17 protein-coding genes are annotated in these 15,619 nt (G+C 73.1%); 9 read left to right on the forward strand and 8 right to left on the reverse strand.

Annotated elements, in window-relative coordinates; all coding sequences use genetic code 11:
* Nucleotides 1-3 precede the first annotated feature (3 nt).
* Together OG379_RS07775 and OG379_RS07780 are read right to left on the reverse strand one after the other, a co-directional pair.
* Nucleotides 4-1,269: a HEAT repeat domain-containing protein gene (locus OG379_RS07775; RefSeq protein WP_405660651.1), complete on the reverse strand. Its 1,266-nt coding sequence runs from the start codon at nucleotides 1,267-1,269 to the stop codon at nucleotides 4-6.
* A gap of 1 nt (nucleotide 1,270) precedes the next feature.
* Nucleotides 1,271-1,690, reverse strand: a complete 420-nt coding sequence (locus tag OG379_RS07780) for a DUF5997 family protein (RefSeq protein ID WP_405660654.1) — start codon at nucleotides 1,688-1,690, stop codon at nucleotides 1,271-1,273.
* A gap of 37 nt (nucleotides 1,691-1,727) precedes the next feature.
* Between OG379_RS07780 and OG379_RS07785 the strand changes: the two genes are divergently transcribed.
* The 5 genes from OG379_RS07785 to OG379_RS07805 all read left to right on the forward strand — a co-directional run bounded on the left by OG379_RS07785 (nucleotide 1,728) and on the right by OG379_RS07805 (nucleotide 6,733).
* On the forward strand, nucleotides 1,728-2,507 hold the full coding sequence (locus OG379_RS07785) for a LysR family substrate-binding domain-containing protein (RefSeq protein WP_405660657.1): 780 nt from the start codon (nucleotides 1,728-1,730) through the stop codon (nucleotides 2,505-2,507).
* Nucleotides 2,508-2,640: 133 nt separating this feature from the next.
* On the forward strand, nucleotides 2,641-3,600 hold the full coding sequence (locus OG379_RS07790; RefSeq protein ID WP_405660659.1) for an alpha/beta hydrolase: 960 nt from the start codon (nucleotides 2,641-2,643) through the stop codon (nucleotides 3,598-3,600).
* Nucleotides 3,593-4,780, forward strand: a complete 1,188-nt coding sequence (locus OG379_RS07795; protein WP_405660661.1) for an acyltransferase — start codon at nucleotides 3,593-3,595, stop codon at nucleotides 4,778-4,780. Before OG379_RS07790 ends, OG379_RS07795 begins: the two co-directional genes overlap by 8 nt.
* Nucleotides 4,773-6,068 (forward strand): sensor histidine kinase, encoded by a 1,296-nt coding sequence (locus tag OG379_RS07800; protein WP_405660664.1) that lies wholly within the window; start codon nucleotides 4,773-4,775, stop codon nucleotides 6,066-6,068. The genes OG379_RS07795 and OG379_RS07800 overlap by 8 nt, the downstream gene beginning before the upstream one ends.
* Nucleotides 6,065-6,733: a response regulator gene (locus OG379_RS07805; RefSeq protein ID WP_393758243.1), complete on the forward strand. Its 669-nt coding sequence runs from the start codon at nucleotides 6,065-6,067 to the stop codon at nucleotides 6,731-6,733. Before OG379_RS07800 ends, OG379_RS07805 begins: the two co-directional genes overlap by 4 nt.
* 7 nt (nucleotides 6,734-6,740) lie before the next feature.
* Here the strand turns inward: OG379_RS07805 and OG379_RS07810 are convergent, their stop codons facing one another.
* The 4 genes from OG379_RS07810 to OG379_RS07825 form a co-directional block, all read right to left on the reverse strand.
* Entirely contained in the window at nucleotides 6,741-7,892 is a 1,152-nt protein-coding gene (locus tag OG379_RS07810) for a serine hydrolase domain-containing protein (RefSeq protein ID WP_405660666.1), read from the reverse strand.
* A 94-nt stretch (nucleotides 7,893-7,986) separates the two neighbouring features.
* Entirely contained in the window at nucleotides 7,987-8,562 is a 576-nt protein-coding gene (locus OG379_RS07815) for a histidine phosphatase family protein (protein ID WP_405660667.1), read from the reverse strand.
* Nucleotides 8,563-8,631: 69 nt separating this feature from the next.
* Nucleotides 8,632-9,069 carry a GNAT family N-acetyltransferase gene (locus OG379_RS07820; protein ID WP_405660669.1) on the reverse strand — a complete coding sequence of 146 codons (438 nt, stop codon included), beginning with the start codon at nucleotides 9,067-9,069 and terminating at the stop codon, nucleotides 8,632-8,634.
* Nucleotides 9,066-10,526 carry a PLP-dependent aminotransferase family protein gene (locus OG379_RS07825; protein ID WP_405660671.1) on the reverse strand — a complete coding sequence of 487 codons (1,461 nt, stop codon included), beginning with the start codon at nucleotides 10,524-10,526 and terminating at the stop codon, nucleotides 9,066-9,068. Before OG379_RS07825 ends, OG379_RS07820 begins: the two co-directional genes overlap by 4 nt.
* Between OG379_RS07825 and OG379_RS07830 the strand changes: the two genes are divergently transcribed.
* Nucleotides 10,525-11,496, forward strand: a complete 972-nt coding sequence (locus OG379_RS07830; protein WP_405660673.1) for a DMT family transporter — start codon at nucleotides 10,525-10,527, stop codon at nucleotides 11,494-11,496. The two genes, OG379_RS07825 and OG379_RS07830, sit on opposite strands and share 2 nt — an antisense overlap.
* Before the next feature lie 42 nt (nucleotides 11,497-11,538).
* Nucleotides 11,539-11,742 carry a DUF1918 domain-containing protein gene (locus OG379_RS07835; RefSeq protein WP_405660675.1) on the forward strand — a complete coding sequence of 68 codons (204 nt, stop codon included), beginning with the start codon at nucleotides 11,539-11,541 and terminating at the stop codon, nucleotides 11,740-11,742.
* A gap of 79 nt (nucleotides 11,743-11,821) precedes the next feature.
* On the opposite strand, the gene OG379_RS07840 is transcribed toward OG379_RS07835, so the two are convergent.
* The gene (locus tag OG379_RS07840) at nucleotides 11,822-13,054 is read right to left on the reverse strand and encodes a glycoside hydrolase family 10 protein (protein ID WP_405660678.1); all 1,233 of its coding nucleotides are present in this window, start codon (nucleotides 13,052-13,054) and stop codon (nucleotides 11,822-11,824) included.
* Nucleotides 13,055-13,280: 226 nt separating this feature from the next.
* Here OG379_RS07840 and OG379_RS07845 point away from each other — a divergent pair, with 226 nt between their 5' ends.
* Together OG379_RS07845 and OG379_RS07850 are read left to right on the forward strand one after the other, a co-directional pair.
* The gene (locus tag OG379_RS07845) at nucleotides 13,281-14,141 is read left to right on the forward strand and encodes a 3-hydroxybutyryl-CoA dehydrogenase (protein ID WP_356716362.1); all 861 of its coding nucleotides are present in this window, start codon (nucleotides 13,281-13,283) and stop codon (nucleotides 14,139-14,141) included.
* A gap of 134 nt (nucleotides 14,142-14,275) precedes the next feature.
* Entirely contained in the window at nucleotides 14,276-14,494 is a 219-nt protein-coding gene (locus OG379_RS07850; protein WP_405660681.1) for a hypothetical protein, read from the forward strand.
* A 58-nt stretch (nucleotides 14,495-14,552) separates the two neighbouring features.
* Here OG379_RS07850 and OG379_RS07855 read toward each other — a convergent pair whose 3' ends face one another.
* Nucleotides 14,553-15,461 (reverse strand): nitroreductase/quinone reductase family protein, encoded by a 909-nt coding sequence (locus OG379_RS07855; protein ID WP_405660682.1) that lies wholly within the window; start codon nucleotides 15,459-15,461, stop codon nucleotides 14,553-14,555.
* Nucleotides 15,462-15,619: the final 158 nt, after the last annotated feature.

Consider the following 15,619-nt stretch of genomic DNA (forward strand, 5'->3'; position numbering starts at 1 on the left):
CCGTCACAGTGCCCGTGCGGTCCCGTCCCGTAGGCGCTCCTCGTACCGCCGGACGCCGTCCAGCATCCAGGTGTCGGGCCATTCCTCCGGGTCCACGGGCCCTATCAGGCGCTCCCCCGCCACACACCGAGGGTCGTCGCACCGGGCCAGCCCGTACACGGCCCAGATGCGCGCCATCTGGTCCTCGTGCTCCAGCAGGCTCGCCAGGGCGTCCGCGATCTCCGGGGTGTTGTCCGGATACTCGGCCAGCCAGGCGCCGGCCACCTTGCGCACGTCGGCGTCCTCGTCCCGTGCCAGCGTGAGCACCGCGTCCAGCGCCACGGGCGTGACGAGAAGCCTGTCCGACAGCATGAGGGTGCGGGGCACCATGCAGCGCACATCCGGGTCCGGGTGTGCGAGGAAGGAGAGGCCCACCGCTTCGGCCTCCGGGGTGTCGTGGTCGGCCAGGCCGTTCAGCACGGCGCAGAGGACCGAGGGGTCCTCCTCCTCGACCGCCCAGGAGCGGAAGATCTCCAACGCCCGCTGCTCGTAGGGCCGGGTCTCGGCCATGAAGCCCCCGTCCGCGATGGCCTTGAGGACTTCGGCGGCGAGGAGCCGGGGCAGGGGATCGGCGTGGGCCCGCAGCGCCGCCGCGGACTCCCAGGTCTCGTCGTCCTCCCTCCGGCTCAGGACGTACATCGGCCCCCACCAGTCGGCATGCTCGGGTCCCGGGGAGGCGAGGGCACGCCCCACCAGTTCGTCGAAGGGTGTACGCAGGCCGAAACGGGCTTCCAGGTCGGTGAGGATCTCCCCGTGCCCTTCGCGCACCGTGACACCGCCGAGGGTGAACTGCTCGTAGTCCTGGAAGTAGTTCTCGTCCCGGACCTGGACCCTCACGACGGGTTCCGAGGCCCCCGTCCGGCGCCGCAGTTCGGCCTCGGTGCCCGTCTCGTGCCACCGGCGCGCACGGTCCAGGAGCTCCGTGCGTGCGGCGGCGTCCACGGCGGGACCCGTTCCGTCGAGCAGCGCGGCGACCCCGGCGACGCAGCCGCCGTCGACGGCCCGCAGCAGTGGGGTGGAGCCGTCCGGCAGCCGGCGGTACGGGTCGGCGCCCCCTGCCACGAGGGCTTCGGCCACGGGTACGTCGTACGAGGCGACGGCCGCGCAGAGCAGCGGCAGGCCGTCCTCGCCGAGGGCGTCCGGGTCGGCGCCGGCGGCCAGGAGCTCCCCCACCGCAGCGGCGTCCCGCTCACGCACCGCGGCGACGAGCCGGGAGTCCCCGGCGGGCACGTCAGTCGCGGCCGGCCTGCTCGGCCCGGGCCGCGTCGCGCTCCTTGATGCGGGCCGCTTCCTTGCGGACGTCGGCCTGGGTGGCGCGCTCCTTCTGCAGCCACTCGGGGCTTTCCTGCTTCAGGGCGTCGATCTGCTCGGTGGTGAGGGGCTCGGTGACACCGCCGCGCGCGAGGCCGGCGATGGAGACGCCCAGCTTCGAGGCGACCACCGGCCGGGGGTGCGGGCCGGTGCGGCGCAGCTCCTGCAGCCACTCCGGCGGATCGGCCTGCAGCGCGTTCAGCTCGGCGCGCGAGACGACGCCCTCCTGGAACTCGGCGGGGGTGGCTTCGAGGTACACACCCAGCTTCTTCGCCGCGGTGGCGGGCTTCATTGTCTGGGTGGTCTGGTGCGACGTCATGGTGTCCAGGGTATCGAGCATGTGCGCCGCCTCCGACCACGGCCGGTAACCTGGCGGGGTGACAGGCTCGGAAGTACCCCCTGCGTTCCGGCTCGCCTACGTCCCGGGCGTGACCCCGACCAAGTGGGTGCGGATCTGGAACGAGCGGCTGCCCGACACCCCGCTGACCCTTGTCGGCGTGCCCGCGGCCGAGGCCGCCGCTCTGCTGCGCGACGGCGGCGCGGACGCCGGTTTCGTGCGGCTGCCCGTCGACCGTACGGACCTCAGCGCGATCCCCCTCTACACCGAGACGACCGTGGTCGTGATCCCCAAGGACCACGCCGCGACGGCCGTCGAGGAGATGTCGGCCGAGGATCTCGCCGAGGAGATCGTGCTGCACCCCCTCGACGACCCGCTCGACTGGGAGCGTCCGCCCGGCAGGCCCGCGTTCGAGCGGCCCGCCACGACCGCGGACGCCGTGGAGCTGGTGGCGGCGGGGGTGGGGCTGCTGGTCGTCCCGCAGTCCCTGGCGCGGCTGCACCACCGCAAGGACCTCACCTACCGGCCGCTGACGGGCGTCCCCGAGTCACGGATCGCCCTGTCGTGGCCGGAGGAGAAGACGACCGACCTGGTGGAGGAGTTCATCGGGATCGTCCGGGGCCGGACGGTCAACAGCACCCGGGGCCGGGCCCCGACGCCGCCGCAGCCCAAGGCCAGGCGCGCCGAGAAGAAGCCCGACAGGAAGGGCGGCGGCTCCCCGCGCAAACCGGCGGCGGGCAAGACCTCCCGGGGCGGCTCCGGCGGCGCGAAGAGCCCCAAGGGCGGCGCCAAGCGCGGGAAGCCCCGCCGCGGCCGGTAGGCGGACCCCCCTACCTGTAGTACTTGGGAGCTACGCGCCAGGTGCGCTCCCGAGCGGGACGCCGACCACGCGGGTCGGTCCATAACTTCGGTACCGGATTCAACGAGACCCACCCGGTACGGAAGGACTCCCCATGGCGCCCCGCCCACGGAACAGTCGCGCCCTGCGCGCCCTGCTCACCGCACTCGTCACCGCGTCCGTGGCGCTGCCGGTGTCGGGCGCGGCCCGCCCCGCCGCCGTTCCGGCCCCCGCCCCGGCCGCCCTCGCACCGCTGAGCACGGCACGGCCCTCCGCGCTGGAGGCCAGGTACGCGGCCGGCCGGGAGGAGATCCGGGCGGCACGGGACATGGCGGCGCGCCACGGTGACCGGCGACGGGCCGCCGCGCTCACCGCGATGGCGGCCCAGGGGCGCACCTTCCTGATGTTCGACGGGCGCGACGGCGGCCGCGGCGCGGAGGTCCTCGGGGATCTGTCCCGGGCCCGGCGTATCGCCGTACTCGTGCCGGGTGCGGGCGTCGACCTCGATCACTACGCGCGTTTCCGGCGTGGCGCCGCGGCACTCCTGGACGAACTGGGCAGCGGGTCCGCCGTCGTCGCCTGGCTCGGCTACCGGACGCCCACCACACTGGGCCCCTCCTCCCTGACATCGGCCCTGGCCGATGAGGCGGCTCCCGGACTGCGTACCTTCGTACGGGAGTTGGGCGCGGCCAGGCCCGCCGCCCGGATCTCCCTCCTCTGCCACTCCTACGGTTCCGTGGTCTGCGCCCGGGCCGCGTCCGGGCTCGATGTCGCGGACATCGTGCTGTACGGAAGTCCCGGCACCGGTGCCGGGAGCGCCGCCGCCCTGCACACCCGGGCGACGGTGCGGGCGGGCATCGGCGGGGACGACTGGATCGCCGGGGTCCCCCACGTCGAGCTCCCGCTGCCGTTCGCCACCGTCGGGTTCGGGACGGACCCGGTTTCACCGGAGTTCGGCGCCGAGCTCTTCGACGCGGGCGACGCCGGCCACAGCGACTACCTGGAACGCGGGTCCGTCTCGCTGCGCAGCATCGCCGGGATCGTCGCGGGGACGACCGGGGGCCGTCATGCGTGACCTCGTGCGGCGGGTGGACGTACGAGGCCTCGTGCGGCGGATCGACGCGGCGACGCCCCGGGACCGCGACCGCGCGGTGGACGCGCTGCGCGCGCTCGCCATCCTGGGTGTGGTGTGCGGCCACTGGCTGGTGACCGCGCTGGTCGCCGACACCGGCACGGTGCGGGGCGCGAGTCCGCTCCAGCACATGCCGGGGCTCGTCCCCGTCTCCTGGGTGTTCCAGACGCTCGCCGTCTTCTTCCTGGTGGGCGGCCAGGTGGGCGCGCAGGGGTACGCCTCCGCCCGGGCCCGGGGCGAGTCCTACGGGCACTGGCTGGGGATCCGGATGGGCCGCCTGTTCCGGCCGGTCGCCGTCGTGACGGTCGTGTGGGCCGTGGCGGCCGGCGTGATGCTGGCCTCGGGCGTGGACGAGGGCACGGTACGCGCGCTCGGCAAGCTGGTCTGGTCGCCCCTGTGGTTCCTGCTGGTCTTCGCGGCGCTGACCGCGGCGACCCCGCTGGTGGCACGCCTGCACCCGCTGTGGCCGCTCACCGTCGTCCTGTACGTCGACCTGGTCCGGCTGGGCTTCGACGGCCCCGCCGCTCTGGGCTGGATCAACGTGGCCGCGGGCTGGCTGGTCCCCTACTGCGTGGGGGCGGCCTGGGCGCGGGGCGGGCTCGGCGACCGGCGCACCGGATGGATGCTGCTGGTGGGCGGCGCGGCGGCCACGGCGGGGCTGGTGCTCTTCGCCGGGTATCCCGCCTCCATGGTCGGGGTGCCGGGCTCCACGCTCTCCAACCTCGACCCGCCGACGCTCGCCGCCGTGACCTTCGGCCTCGCGCAGTGCGGTGCGGCGCTGCTGCTGCTCGGGCGCCTGCGACGGGCTCTCGCGCGGCCCGCCCTGTGGACGGTGGTGGCTCTGCTGAACCTGTCCGCGATGACCGTGTTCCTGTGGCACCAGACCGCGATGATCGTGGTCACGGCGACGGCCCTGTTCCTGGGCGGCCCGCTTCCCGGGCTGCACACTGTCCCCGACGACTCCGGCTGGGTGCTCGCCCGGCTCGCCTGGCTGCCGGTGTTCGCCTTGGCGCTGCTGGTGTGCCGGTCCGCGTTCGGGGCGTACGAGCAGCGGGGCGGCGGCCGTTCGACGATCGTACGGTCCGGCTCCCCTGCCCGGACCCCGGAGTCGCGCCATGTCTAAGCTGAGCGCCATGACGGGGGTCGGGGGGCGGATCATGACGGCGCTGCGCGGGCTGCCGCGCATACTGCGCGAGGATCTGTGGACCGCACCCGTCGATCCCGTACCGCCCATGGGCGCGCCCGGCTCACCTGTCTGGCGGCCTGCTTTCGGGGTGCTGCTGACGCTCGGGGCGACGACCGTCGCCATCTGGCACGTTCCTGACCTGGTCCCGCACGGTGCCGCCGTTCCCGAATACGCGGTGCTCCTCGTCGTGCTTCAGGCGCTGGCACTCCTCGCCGGTATGTCACAGCCCTTGTACGCCTGGTGGGCCTCACTGGTCCTGATGGTCGCCAGCGTGCGGATCGCGGCGTCCGTGATGACGCCCGGCGAACTGTTTCCATGGACGGGGCCTGAGATGGCCCTGCAGAGCGGGGCGTTGTTCCTGCTGGCGCTCCGGGTACGTCCCCGGCGGGCGGGTCTGGCGCTCGCGCTGAGCCTGCTGGCGGGGCTGGTGGCCGGCTTCACCGTCAGGCCGCACCACTACTCCCTGGGCATGACCGCACTGGCCCTCCTCACAGCCGTGGTGATCGGCGCCGCGCTGCGCGCCCTGCGCGTGGCCCGCACGGAGCTGGTCGAGCAGTCCGAGCTCACGGAGGAGGAGCGGGCCCGGCGCACCCTCCTGGAGGAGCGCAACCGGATCGCGCGCGAGCTGCACGACGTGGTCGCCCATCACATGTCGGTGATCTCCATCCAGGCGCAGGTCGCCCCGCATCTGGTCGAGAACCCGTCGGACGAGCTCAGGGAGAACCTCGCCGGCATACGGGAGAACGCCGTCGAGGCGCTGGCCGAGCTGCGCCGGGTGCTCGGAGTGCTCCGCTCGGAGGACGCGGTGGCGGACGGGCTGCGGCATGCCCCGCAGCCCACCCTGGACCGCTTGGACGAACTGATCGGAAAGGTCCGGAGCGCGGGCGTCACCGTCGTGACGGAGACCACCGGCAGGCGTCGCCCGCTCCCGCCGGGGGTGGAGCTGTCGGCCTTCCGCATCGTGCAGGAGGCGCTGAGCAACGTGCTGCGGCACGCTCCCGGAGCGCGGGCCCGGGTGGAGGTCGGCTATCACTCCGCCAGCGTCACGGTCCGGGTCACCAACACCGCCCCGGATTCCCCCGGCCGGCCGACGAGCGGCGTCGGACACGGGCTGCTCGGCATGCGCGAACGCACCGCCATGCTGGGCGGTGACCTCACCCACGGCCGCACCCCCGGCGGGGGTTACGAAGTAGTGGCGACGCTCCCCCTGGAGGACCCCGCATGACCATCCGCGTACTGATCGCCGACGACCAGATGATGGTCCGGCAGGGCTTCACGGTGCTGCTGAACGCCGAGCCCGGCATCGAGGTCGTCGGGCAGGCGGTGGACGGTCTGGACGCACTGGAGAAGGCGGCCGAACTCGCCCCCGATGTCGTGCTGATGGACATACGGATGCCCCGCCTCGGGGGCATCGACGCGACCCGCCGCATCACCGAGGCGCCCGGCGCGGCCCCCAGGGTCCTCGTCCTGACCACCTTCGATCTCGACGAGTACGTGTACGAGGCGCTGCGCTCGGGGGCCTCCGGATTCCTGCTGAAGGACGCCTCGGCCGCCGAACTCGCCCAGGCCGTAAGGGTGGTGGCGGCCGGTGACGCCCTGCTCGCCCCGAACATCACCAAGCGTCTGATCGCCGAGTTCTCCCGGGTGAGCGCCGGGCCGCGCGCTCCCGGCAGGGAGCGCGTCGGCGATCTCACGGAACGCGAGACGGAGGTGCTGTCCCTCATCGCGCAGGGCCTGTCGAACGCCGAGATCGCGGTGCGCCTGGTGGTGGCGGAGCAGACCGTGAAGACCCATGTGAGCCGGATCCTGGTGAAGCTGGGCCTGCGCGACCGGACCCAGGCCGCGGTGTTCGCGTACGAGTCGGGGCTGGTGCGCCCGGCAGGCTACTGACCGCGGCTCACAGGGCCCCGTACACCGCGTCGACCAGCGCCATCTTGCGCGGGTCGTCGGCGATGTGGGGGCCCATGCGGTTCATGACGTAACCGAGCGCGATCCCCGCCTCCGGGTCGGCGAGACCGCAGGAACCGCCCGCCCCGTCGTGGCCGACGGCGCGCGGGTTGGGGCCGTACGACGCGTTCGGGCCGCTCAGCCAGAGGCCGAGGCCGAGCTCCGTCTCGTGGGCGAAGCCCGCTCCCAGCACCAGGTCCCGGCAGGCGCCCTGGCCCTCGCGGACCCGCTCGGCCGCCTCCTCGGACAGGATCCGCCGGCCGTCGAGGCTGCCGCGCCCGGCGAGGATGCCGTAGAGGGAGGCGACGGCGCGGGCGGTGCCGTGGCCGTTGGCGGCGGGGATCTCGGCGGCCCGCCACTCAGGGGTGTTGGCGGCGGCCGTACCCGTGCCGGGGTTGAGCAGGGAGGCGATGGCCAGCGGCTCCATGGCGGCGAAGAGCGCGGCCTGTTCGCGTGAGACGGCCTTCGGCTGGACGAGCTCGGCGACCCGGTCGGCGTCCTTCTCGGGGAGGCCGACGCCGAAGTCGATGGAGAGCGGGCCGGTGATCTCCTGCCGCAGGAACTCCCCGGGCAGCAGTCCGGTGATCCGGCGGACGACCTCGCCGACGAGGAAGCCGTACGAGATCGCGTGGTAGCCGGAGCGGGTGCCCGGTTCCCACCAGGGCTCGGTGGCCGCGAGGCGGGCGGTGGTCAGCTCCCAGTCGTAGAGCTCGGCCAGGGTGTGCGGGTCGCGCAGTCCGGCGACCCCGGAGCGGTGCGAGAGGAGGTGGCGTACGCGTACGGACTCCTTGCCCGCGGCGGCGAATTCGGGCCAGTATTCGGCCACCGGGGCGTCCAGGTCCAGGAGCCCCCGGTCGACGAGGACGTGGGCGCAGAGCGCGGTCGGGCCCTTCGTCGTGGACCAGACGTTGACCACGGTGTCCCGCTCCCACGGGCGGGTCCGTCCGCCGTCGGCCCAGCCGCCCCAGAGGTCCACCACGGGCTGTCCGTCGAGCAGGACGGTGACCGCCGCGCCCAGCTCGTCGCGTTCCGCGAAGTTCGCCGCGAACGCGTCGCGCACCGCGCCGAACCGGTCGTCACAGTGGCCTTGGATCTGCGGCACGGGTCTCTCCTCGTCTCGGTGCCACGCACCATACCGACTGGTCGGACTGGCGGGAAGACGCCGTACGCGAGGTTCCTTCGACCGGGGGATGCGGTCAGCGCGGACGTGCTTCGAGGCTGAGGCTCCAGCGGCCCGGCAGCCCGGTGATCGTCACGGTGGCGAGCGGACGCACGTCGACGTGCCAGTACGTCGACGGCGGGGCCTTGAGGGCGTACACCAGGGCCGCGCGGACCACGGCGGGCTCGGCGACGGCGACGAGGGCGCCCTCGCGGACCGGGCGGGTGTCGAGCCAGCCCCCCACCCGGGATATGAACGCGAGCAGGGATTCGCCACCGTGCGGCGCGGAGCGCGGATCGGCGAGCCAGGCGTCGACGGCGGCCGGCTCGCGGGCGGCCACTTCGGACAGGGTCAGCCCGCGCCACCGGCCCATGTCGCAGTCGCGCAGCGCGGGCTGGACGAGCGGGGCGAAGCCGAGGGCGTCGCCGGTGGCGCGGCTGCGCGGCGTGGGCGAGCAGTAGCGCAGTTCGGCGGCGCCGAGCGGCACCAGCGTGTAGGCGGCGAGCTGGACCTCGCGCCAGCCGGCGTGGTCGAGCGGCCGGTCGTCGTCGAAACGCTCGGCGAGGAGGGCGGAGCTGCGTGCTGCGGCGACGAGGGACACCCGAACACTCATGCGCGCGATCGTGGGGCCCTGCGCCGCCCCGGTCAAGAGGGCCGCCCGCCACGTGCGTTCCCCCGCTGCTCAGCTCATCTGGAGGGACATCCACATGTCCGGTTCGGCGAGCGGGGTGAATCCGAGCTTCGCGTACACCCCGTGGGCGTCCTTGGTGGCCAGGAGGAACCTGCGCACCCCCAGCGGGGCCAGGTCGTCCCGGACGGCGGTGACGAGCTGGGTGCCGAGCCCGCGGCCGCGGGCCGCGCGGTCGACGTACACGTCGCACACCCACGCGAAGGAGGCACGGTCGGTGATCACGCGTGCGTAGGCGGCCTGCGCGCCCGAAGCAAGGTCGTAGGCACCGTAGTTGAGCGAACCCGCTATTGCCCGGTCCTGCTGTTCGCGGGTGCGCCCCAGGGCCCAGTAGGCGTCCATGGACAGCCAGTGGTGGATACGTGCCGCGTCGAGCCGTGAGGCGTCGTCGGAGATCTCGTAGCGCTGCTCGGCGCTGTCGAAGTCGTTCATCCGGGGAGGCTATCGCCAGGCACCGGCAGTTCATCGAGGGCGGTGCGCAGTCGGCGCACCCCCTCGGCGATCTCGGCCGGGCCCGAAACGGCCGCGAAGCTCAGCCTGATGTGTCCGGCGGGGGGTTCGGCGCAGTGATACGGGCGGCCGGGCGCGACCGCCACTCCCGCCCGCAGGGCGGCGGAGACCAGGTCAGCCTCGCCTGCTCCAGTGCCCGCGAGCCGGAGCCAGATGATGCCGCCGCCCGACGGCACGTGCGGCAGGGCGAGTTCGGGCAGCCGGGTGCGCACCGCCGCCGTCATCGCGGTGCGGCGGCTGCCGAGCTCGGCGGCCACGGTACGGAGGTGGCGCTCCCAGGCCGGGGAGCCCACGAGTTCGAGCGCGGCCTCCTGGATCGGGCGGGGGACGAAGAAACTGTCGACGACCTGGATGGCGCGCAGCCGTTCCAGGACGGGCCCACGGGCGGCCAGCGCGCCGACGCGGAGGCTGGGAGATGTGATCTTGGTGAGGGAGCGCACATGGACGACGACGCCGTCCGGGTCGTGGGCCGCGAGGGGCTCGGGCAGCGGACCGGCGTCCGCGTGGACGAGGTGACGGGCGAAGTCGTCCTCGACGACGAAGGCGCCCGCGTCCCGGGCGGCGCGCAGGATCCGTGCGCGCCGTTCCGGGGCGAGGATCACACCCGTCGGGTTCTGGAAGAGCGGTTGACAGACGAAGACCCTCGCCCCGGTGGCCCGGAACGCCGCTTCCAGCAGGTCGGGCCGCACCCCGTCGGCGTCCATGGGCACGGGGACCGGTCGCAGGCCGGTGGCGCGGGCGGCGGCCAGCATGCCCGGGTAGGTGGGTGATTCGACGAGTACGGGGGCTCCCGGCGGGGCGAGCGCCCGCAGCGCGGTGGCCAGGGCGCTCTGCCCTCCCGCCGTGATCAGGACGTCGGCAGCGGTGAGCGTGGAGCCGATCTCCCGGGCGAACCAGGCGCGCAGCTCGGGCAGCCCGTCGGTGGGCGGCCTGCCCCAGGCCCCCGGCCGGCGGCCGGCCCGGGCCAGGGCGGCGGCCAGGGCACGCTCGGGCTGCAGGCCGGGGTGGAGGTAGCCACCGTTGAATTCGATGACGCCGGGCGGCGGTGCGGCGAGGGTCACGAGGACCCCCGAGGCGTCGACGGTGCGGGGCACGACCTCGGGCCCGCTGTCCCCGCTGAGCGAGACCTCCTGCCAGGAGGTGTCACCCGGAGCGGGTGCGGCCGTGCGGGCCTCGGCCAGGAAGGCTCCGGATCCGGGGCGGGTGACGACCAGACCTTCGGCGGCGAGTTGGGCAACGGCCCGGGAGACGGTCACCGGACTCACCTTGAAGCGCTCGACGAGTGCCCGACTGGACGGCAGCTTCCCACCTGGGGAGTAGCGGTCCAGCTCACCCTTCAGGGAATTCACCAGTTCGGACACACTGCTACGCTCATTCATGACAGTACAGAATAGCGCTACTGGACAGACGACGATAGCGGTCGTTGCCGGACCGCCCGGGGTGCGCCGCTCCCCCGGGGGCGGCGTCCTCCTCGCCGGACTCGGCGTCCTCGCCTTCTCGCTGACCTTCCCCTCGACGGTGTGGGGCCTGGAGAGTTTCGGCCCCTGGTCCCTGGTGGCGCTGCGCAGTGTGCTCGCGGCACTGATCGCGGGATGCGCGCTGCTCGCCGGCCGGGTCCCGCTGCCCGCCCGACGCCACTGGGCGGGTCTCGCGGTCGTCGCGGGCGGTGTGGTGGTGGGTTTCCCCCTGCTGACCACGCTCGCCCTGCAGACCTCGACGAGCTCGCACGCGGCCGTCGTGGTGGGGCTCCTGCCACTGACGACCGCGCTCCTCTCGGCGCTGCGCACCGGCTCCCGCCCGCAGCGCGCCTTCTGGGCGGCGGCGCTGGCCGGGGCGGCGGTGGTGATCGTCTTCACGGTCCAGCAGAGCGGCGGGAAGCTCTCCGCCGGTGATCTGTACCTGTTCGGGGCACTGCTGGTCTGCGCGGCGGGATACGCCGAGGGCGGCAGGCTGGCCGGGGTGATGGCGGGTTGGCAGGTGGTCGGCTGGGCCCTCGTCCTCGCCCTGCCGCTCGCCGCGGCCGGCGCCGCCGTGGCGCTGCCCTTCGAACCGGTGCACCTCACGGCGCACGGGGTCGTCGGGCTGGTCTGGGTGGCCGCCGGATCGACCTTCCTCGGGCTCTACGTCTGGTACCGGGGTATGGCGGAGATCGGGGTCCCGCGCGCCAGCCAGCTCCAGCTGGCGCAGCCGCTGCTCACCCTGGTCTGGTCGTTCCTCGCCCTCGGCGAGCGGGCGTCCGCCGCCGCCCCGGTGGCGGCGGTGGCCGTCCTGGTCTGCATCGCCGTCACCCAGCGGGCGGGGAGCCGCAGCGCGGGCCGCACGAGAGCCGACGCGCCCGTGGAGACATAGACTTGTCGACATGGACCGCCACCCCTGAGGAGGTCACTCCCGATGGAGGCACACACGGGCGACAGGCTGCTGACGCACGGCAGGACCGTGGGACAGCACGACCGGGTCGCAGAGATCATCGAGGTGCTCGGCGACAGGGGCAGTCCCCCGTACCGCCTGCGCTTCGAGGACGGGCACGAATCGATCAGGTCCCCGGGCCCCGACAGCGTCGTCCAGCACACGACCCCGGAGGACCGGGACCGCTAGCGCGCGCGTGGGCCGGGGGCACGAGTGGTCCCCGGCCCGCGCGTCCGGGCCGTGCGGGGCGTGAGCCCGGCGCTTCCGGTCAACGGGGTGTACGGGCCCGGACCTGGTAGTGGTCGGCCACCACCCGGGCCATGGCCCCGATGGGATCCGACTTCACCTGCCGCGCGGAGAAGTAGACATGACCGCCCACCTCCGGATGACCGGCGGCGAGGTCGAGGTGGCGGGAGAGCTCGGCGGGGTCCTGCCAGGCGGCGGGCTGGGCGGGGTCGCCGGCCTTGTAGAGCGCCTCCCCGATGTACAGGCCGACGCCGGTGCCGCGGACCGTCTCGGCCCACCACGGCAGCAGCTTCGCGTAGTCGGCGGCGGAGAAGCCGATGTTCCAGTAGATCTGCGGGCAGATGTAGTCGATCCAGCCCTCCTTCACCCACTTCCGGGTGTCGGCGTGCAGGTCGTCGTACGTCTGCACGCCGGCCGCGGTGTCGGAGCCCAGCGGATCGGTCGCGGCGTTGCGCCACACCGCGAAGGGGCTGATACCGAACCGGACGCCGCTCCTGACCTCCTTGATCCGCTCGGACGTCTCGCGCACCAGCCGGTCGGTGTTGTCGCGGCGCCAGGCCGCCTTGTCCGCGAAGTCCTCGCCGTACCGCTCGTACGCGGCGTCGTCGTCGAAGACCTGGCCGGCCACCGGGTAGGGGTAGAAGTAGTCGTCCCAGTGCACCGCGTCGACGGCGTAGCGACTCACCGCGTCGAGCATCGCGTCCTGGACGAACTCCCTGACCTCGGGCAGCCCCGGGTTGTAGTAGAGCTTCCCGCCGTACGGCAGGACCCAGTCCGGGTGGAGCCGCGCGGGGTGGGAGGCGACGAGACGCGACGGGTCCGTGTGGTTCGCGACCCGGTACGGGTTGAACCACGCGTGCAGCTCCAGACCGCGGGCGTGCGCCTCACGCACCGCCGTGCCCAGCGGGTCCCAGCCGGGGTCCTTGCCCTGGACACCGGTGAGGCACTGGGCCCACGGCTCGTACGACGAGGGCCACAGGGCGTCGGCGCTCGGCCGGACCTGGAGGACCACGGCGTTGAGCCGCAGTGCGACCGCCCGGTCCAGGTGGGCGATCAGCTCGGCCTCCTGGGCCGCGGCGCTCAGGCCCGGCGCCGAGGGCCAGTCCAGGTTGGCCACCGTGGCGATCCACACACCGCGCAACTCCCCCTCGCCCGCCCTGCGCCCCCGGCCTCCGTGCCGGGGGGACCCGGGTCCGCGCACGGCGGCGGCGTCACCCGCTGTCATCAGCGCGGCCGCCGTAGCGACCGCTCCCATCACCAATGACCTCCGGCCCATACGAGGCATCTGTGTACCTTTCGTCTCTCAGTTCCCGTGTGTCACATCGGCAGTGCGTGACACAGATCATGCCCGCTCACGGACCGCTGGACCCGCAGCTCACCGGAGCCGGATCGCGGAGTAACGTCGTGGGGTCGAGGCGGGCACCGGAATCACACGGGACTGCCGCACGAGGATCAGCGAAAGGCACGAGGTGACGGACTCTATGGCCGACATTGCACGCGTCGGAGTGGTGGGCTGTGGCCAGATGGGCGCAGGCATCGCGGAGGTGTGCGCTCGCAGCGGCCTCGAGGTCAAGGTGGCCGAGACCACCGGTGAGGCCCTGGAGATAGGGCGCACCCGGCTCCACAACTCCCTCTCCAAGGCCGCCGAACGCGGCAAGATCACCGCGGAGGAGCGGGACGAGACCCTCGCCCGCCTCAGCTTCACCACGGACCTCGGCGAATTCGCGGACCGCGATCTCGTGATCGAGGCCGTCGTGGAGAACGAGCAGGTCAAGACGGAGATCTTCCAGGTGCTCGATCAGGTGGTGACGCGGCCGGACGCGATCCTCGCCTCGAACACCTCCTCCATCCCGCTGGTGAAGCTGGCCGTGGCGACCTCCCGGCCGGACCAGGTCATCGGCATCCACTTCTTCAACCCGGCCCCGGTGCAGCGGCTCGTCGAGCTGATCCCCGCGCTGACGACGTCCGACGAGACCATAAAGCGTGCGGAAGCCGTCGTGCAGACCGTGCTGGACAAGCACGCGATCCGTGCCCAGGACCGGTCGGGCTTCGTCGTCAACGCCCTGCTGATCCCGTACCTGCTCTCGGCGATCCGGATGTTCGAGTCGGGCATCGCCAGCCGCGAGGACATCGACAACGGCATGGAGATGGGCTGCGCCCACCCGATGGGCCCGCTCAAGCTCGCCGACCTGATCGGCCTGGACACCGTGGCCTCGGTCGCCGACTCGATGTACGCGGAGTACAAGGAGCCCCTGTACGCCGCTCCCCCGCTGCTCCAGCGGATGGTCGACGCGGGCCGCCTCGGCCGCAAGACGGGCTCGGGCTTCTACCCGTACGACTGACCGCCCCTCCGCGGGCTCGGCGCTCACGCCGCCGGGCCCGCCGGGCACGTTCCCCGAGGTCAGGGCCGTGTACGGCCTCGAGAGCCTCGTCTCCTACTGCCGACCCGCCGCAGCGCCGTGGAGCGACCGCTCGGATGCGCGGGCCCGACTGCGCGCTGGTGGCCGACCTGCTGGTCGGGGCCGTGGACCGGCTGTTCCGGGCATCAGGAACGGCCGGGCACAGCGAGGACTCACCGCTTCAGCGGCTGTGGCGGGACGTCCACTCGACCGCCGGACACATCGTGCTCCGGTTCGGCCCTAACGCCAGCGCTTACGCAGCCCGGGCACTGTCCACCGGCCCGGCCGCGCGGTAGTGGACACCCCACGCCCCGGCCGGCCTCTCCATCCGGGGCCGGCCGGGGCACATCGCGTTCAGGCGGCCGGCGGCGGCCCGGGCGGAAAGGGGATCTCGGAGAGCAGCGGCAACAGCGACTCCTCCTCGTAGTCAAGGTGGGCGTTCAGCTCCGAGGACATCCGGGCCAGCTCCTTGCGGAACCGCTCCGGGTCGGCGCTCGTGATGTCGGAAAGCAGCGCGCTCAGCTCCTGCTGCAGCCGCGCCACCGTGACGTGTTCGGTCCGCAGCCGCTCGAAGACGCCCGCCAGGTGCGGGTTCTGTGCCGCGAGCGCCGGGAACATGTGGGCGTCCTCACCGGTGTGGTGGACCTCCAGCGTCTGGCAGAAGGCCAGGCAGTGCTGGCGAATCTGGAGCCCGAGCCCCACCGTCGGCACCGCCCCCTCGCCTTCGTGCGCGGCAGCCTTCGCGAAGTACTCGTCCACCTCGGCACTCACGTGCCGCAACTGCCCGCGCAGCCACACGTGCACCTCGACCACCTTGTCGGCCAGGCTCCGCACCTCCGCCGGGCCCTCGCCCGGAGCGGGGTCGCTCCTCTGCAGCGTCACCACGGGCAGGACACGGCTGGTGTTCTCCTGGTACTCGCCGTAGCCCGGCTCCGAGGCCACCACGTGCGCGAACAGCCGGTCGCGGTCCGCGCCCTCGGCCGGCACCGCGACCGCCTCGAAGGAGTTGGCGCCGATCTCCACCTGCACCAGCGGGTTCGCGAGCACGTTGTGGTACCAGTCGGGGTGTTTGGGTCCGCCCAGGTTGGAGCCGACGACCAAGAGCTCGTCGTCATGGGTCACATAGCCCAGCGGGGTGGTCCGCTCCTCGCCTGACTTGGCGCCGGTGGTGGTGAGCAGCAGCAGGTCACTGCCCTCGAAATAGCCGCCGACCTTTCCCTGGTTCGCGCGGAACTCGTCGATGACGGACTCATTGAAGGACATACGAGGTCGGACTCCGTGGTGAGGCGACAGAAGAAGGAGGGGAGGGGGTGCGTGCGCATAGGGCCGTACCAGCGAGAGAGGTGCTGGAAACGGGCCTGCCGGAAACGGCAGTTGCGACACGGAGTAAAGAGCACGGCCGACTAGAGCAGCGGTGCGGG

This window comes from Streptomyces sp. NBC_01166 (genome assembly GCF_045039765.1).
In the GTDB taxonomy this organism is placed as follows: domain Bacteria; phylum Actinomycetota; class Actinomycetes; order Streptomycetales; family Streptomycetaceae; genus Streptomyces.